The sequence below is a fragment of the Rhodococcus sp. EPR-147 genome (assembly GCF_001647185.1).
Classification (GTDB): domain Bacteria; phylum Actinomycetota; class Actinomycetes; order Mycobacteriales; family Mycobacteriaceae; genus Rhodococcoides.
The window spans coordinates 1-3758 of the sequence record NZ_LVCU01000503.1 but is presented as its reverse complement, the minus strand read 5'-3'; the positions used below and the strand labels follow the sequence as shown (position 1 = coordinate 3758).

Annotated in this window: 4 protein-coding genes and 1 pseudogene; all 5 read right to left on the bottom strand. The window is 63.2% G+C overall.

The window, feature by feature from the left end; genetic code table 11:
* The coding region (locus tag A2J02_RS21605) for an MlaD family protein (RefSeq protein WP_156516335.1) at positions 1-284 on the bottom strand (284 nt) is incomplete at its 3' end.
* Entirely contained in the window at positions 281-1636 is a 1356-nt protein-coding gene (locus tag A2J02_RS21600; protein WP_008713865.1) for an MCE family protein, read from the bottom strand. The genes A2J02_RS21600 and A2J02_RS21605, both read right to left, overlap by 4 nt.
* A complete protein-coding gene (locus tag A2J02_RS21595) occupies positions 1633-2493 on the bottom strand; it encodes an MlaE family ABC transporter permease (protein ID WP_027498223.1) in 861 nt (286 codons plus the stop codon). The genes A2J02_RS21600 and A2J02_RS21595 overlap by 4 nt, the downstream gene beginning before the upstream one ends.
* A 5-nt stretch (positions 2494-2498) precedes the next feature.
* Entirely contained in the window at positions 2499-3293 is a 795-nt protein-coding gene (locus A2J02_RS21590) for an MlaE family ABC transporter permease (RefSeq protein ID WP_027498224.1), read from the bottom strand.
* A 5-nt stretch (positions 3294-3298) separates the two neighbouring features.
* Positions 3299-3758: pseudogene (locus tag A2J02_RS21585) on the bottom strand (ABC transporter ATP-binding protein); the annotation flags it as partial.

Below are 3758 nucleotides of genomic sequence, written 5' to 3'. Positions count from 1 at the left end.
GCCGTCGAACTGGCCGGGAGCCAATCACGACTGCTCAGAGTGAAGTCCACCTTGGCTTCGCGCTCGTTGGCGATCTCGATCTTGTCGACCTGGCCGACACGAACGCCCGCGATACGAATCTCGTCGCCCTCGTTGAGAGACGTGACGTCCGTGAACACAGCCGAGAACTTGGTGCCGCCGCCGCCGCTGGAATTGGCGATGGTGAAGGCAAGGGTGGCCGTAGCAATGATCGTAATCACGGCGAACACGACCAACTTGATGATCGGCGCGAGAAGGCCTCTCATGGCACGGTCACCTCCACTCCTCTCAGTGCCGGTGCGCCGATAGCGGCCGCCCACGACGGAATACTGTCCGGTGCAACACCACTCGCCTGTCCGTAGATCACGGCCAGAGTGTCGCGCTCGAAGTCGGAGCCCTCGTAGCTCGCCGGCTGCGCGGATGCGGAGACGGCGGGAACGATGGAACTCTGGGCAGACTTCGGTGGTCCCTGTCCTTCGATCACCTGCGGGCCCGGGTTCCGGGTCGGCACCTGGTAGGAACCGTCGTTGATCGAGCCTCCCGGATACTGCGGGAAGAACTCCCCCGGCGCCGCGGGCTCGAAACAGGTGGCTCCGCGATCGTCGAACAAGCGCGGCTCGTCCTGGTTCGGCAAGTAACGACCCTTCGGGTTGACGAACGGTGCGGAGACGTTGATGCCGGGGTACTCGTCGCCCTCACCGAGTACGACTTTTCCGCGCCTGGCACCTTCGGCGAAATAAGTGAACGTGCAGCCGAACGTCGGGGAGAACTCGGCCAGCAGCTCGAGCGCTTCCCGAGAGTTCGCGGCCAATCCGATCAGGTTCTCGGAGTTGGTCTGTAGAAAGTCCGCAGTGGTGTACGACGCCGAGGTCAGGGAGCCGTACAGCGTGTCGAGGCTGGACTGCCGCTCGACCACGGTGTTGCCCGTCGTCCGCAAGTTGTCCAGCGCCGAGACCAAGTCCGGTGCCGCGTCTGCGTAGGTCTGCGAGAAGTCGGCCAGCCCGACCAACGTCTGCTGGATGTTCGGCAACTCCGTGTTCAGACCCGACACGATGTTCGTCAGGTTGTCGATGGTCTGGCCCAGTTGCTCACCGCGCCCGCTGAGGCCCTGCGCCAACGACCCGAGGGTGTTCGCCAGATCCTGTGGCGGAATCGCCTGCAGCAGTGGAAGCAAGCCGTCGAGCAACTGCCCGACCTCGATGGCGTTTCCGCTGGTGTCCTGTTTGAGGACCGTGCCCTCGGAGATCGGCGACGCCGCATCGTTCTCGGGCACGATCAACGAGACGTAGCGCTCACCGAACAGTGTCTTGGGAAGCAACCGTGCCGTCACGTTCGACGGAATCAGCGGTGCCTTGTCCGGATCGATGGCGAGCTGCGAGGTCACGACGCCGTCGACGGTGGACGCCGAGCGCACCTCGCCGACGATCATTCCGCGCACCTTGACATCCGCGTTCATCGGCAGCGCGTTGCCGACCGAGTCGGTTTCGAGGCTGACTTTCACCACATCTTTGAACGTCTTGTTGTAGGACGTGATGCTCCACCCCAGGAACAGGATGAGCACCAGGAAGAACGCCAAACCGAGGAGTACTCGCTTCAGTCGCGACGGCGAGTCGATCATCCCGCAACCCTCACTGTGGTGGTCGTGCCCCAGATGGCGAGGCTCAAGAAGAAGTCCAGTACGGCGATCGTGACGATCGCGGTACGAACGGCACGGCCCACTGCGACGCCGACACCGGCAGGTCCGCCAGAGGCGTGGTAGCCGTAATAGCAGTGGATCATGATCAGGACGAAGGCGAATATCAGCACCTTCAAGAACGAATACAACACGTCTTCCGGAGGTAGGAAGAGGTTGAAGTAGTGGTCGTAGGACCCCGTGGACTGCCCGTTGAAAATGGTGCTGATCCCTCGGGATGCGACGTACGACGCCAACAGCCCGACGATGTACAGCGGGATGACGGCCACGAAGCCTGCGATCATGCGGGTGGTCACGAGGAACGGCACGCTGGGTACGGCCATCACCTCGAGCGCGTCGATCTCCTCGGAGATTCGCATGGCACCGAGCTGGGCGGTGAAACCACAGCCGACGGTGGCCGAGAGTGCCAGTCCTGCGACAATCGGCGCGATCTCACGGGTGTTGACGTACGCGGACAGGAATCCGGTGAGCACGGAGCTACCGAGCTGTTCGAGGGCTGCATAGCCCTGTAGACCGACGACGATGCCGGTGAAGCCGGACATCATCACGATCACGCCGATGGTCCCACCGATGACGGCGAGCGCACCGCTGCCGAAGGTGACCTCCGCCAGCAGGCGGAGCACCTCCTTCTTGTAATGCACTGCGGTCTTGGGAATCCACCCGATGGCCCGCAGGTAGAACGACATTTGCTCGCCTGCGCGGTCGAGCACGTTGAGCGGGGCGTTGCCGACGCGCTTGACGCGCATCAGCGTGCGGTCACCGCGACCTCTTGCGATCGTCATCGCGGTTACGCTCCCTTCGCTGGGACGACCTGGAGATAGACCAGGGTCAGGATGAGGTTGGCGAAGAAGAGCAGCAGGAACGTGATGACAACCGTCTGGTTCACTGCCTCGCCGACGCCCTTGGGTCCGGGGTTGGGATTGAGGCCCTTGTAGGAGGCGATGATGCCCGCGATGAGTCCGAAGATTGCTGCTTTCGCCTCGGCGACATACAGATCCGGCAGCTGGGCCAAAAACGAGAACGACGCCAGATATGCACCGGGGGTGCCGCCCTGAAGGATCACGTTGAAGAAGTAACCGCCGGCGATGCCGACGACCGAGACCAGGCCGTTGAGCAAAAGTGCGACGAGGATCATCGCGAGCACTCGGGGAACGACGAGACGATGTACCGGGTCGATACCCAGCACTCGCATGGCGTCGATCTCCTCGCGGATGGTGCGCGAGCCGAGGTCTGCAGTCACAGCAGAACCGGCAGCGCCGGCCACCAGCAGTGCGGTCACGATCGGACTGCCCTGCTGGATGACCGCGAGCACGCTGGCCGCACCCGTGAACGACTCGGCACCGAGCTGCTTGATGAGCGATCCGGTCTGCAGCGCCACGACCGCGCCGAACGGAATGGCGACGAGCGCCGTCGGCAGAATCGTGACGCTGGCGATGAACCAGGCCTGCTCGATGAACTCGCGGAACTGGAACGGCCTACGGAAGGTGTTGCGAACCACCTCGACGAACAGTTCGACGATATTGCCGGCTTGTGTCAGAGCGGCGCTCGCCGGAGCGAACGTGGACTTCTTCGATCCCCCCATGTCTGCTATTGACCCCGACCTTGTGTTGGAGCTTGGTAGCCCTGCTGATCATGACCTTGCCCGCTGTAACTCTGCTGGTCGTAACTCTGCTGGTCGTAACCCTGGTGGTCGTAACCCTGGTGGTCGTAACCCTGGTGGTCGTATCCCTGCTGGTCGTAACCCTGCTGGTCGTAACCCTGCTGCTGGTCTGCATACGCGGGGTAACGCTGACCCGGGTCGGTGGTGTCGAGGCTTTCCTGGATCGCAACCTGGGCATTGTGCGGCAGGGTGTGCATGATCTGGCGGACGCGCTCCTGCCTACGCCCGACGGCTTCGCGCACCGGAGTTCCGGGAGTGGCCTTCATCTGCGGCACGATGCCTTCGACGTCGTCGACGCCGCCGGCGTGGTGGCCGGCGTCGACCATGGCCTGCTCCTGCGCCATCTGCGCCTCGTCCTTCTCCTCCGACATGCCGATCGGACCGATC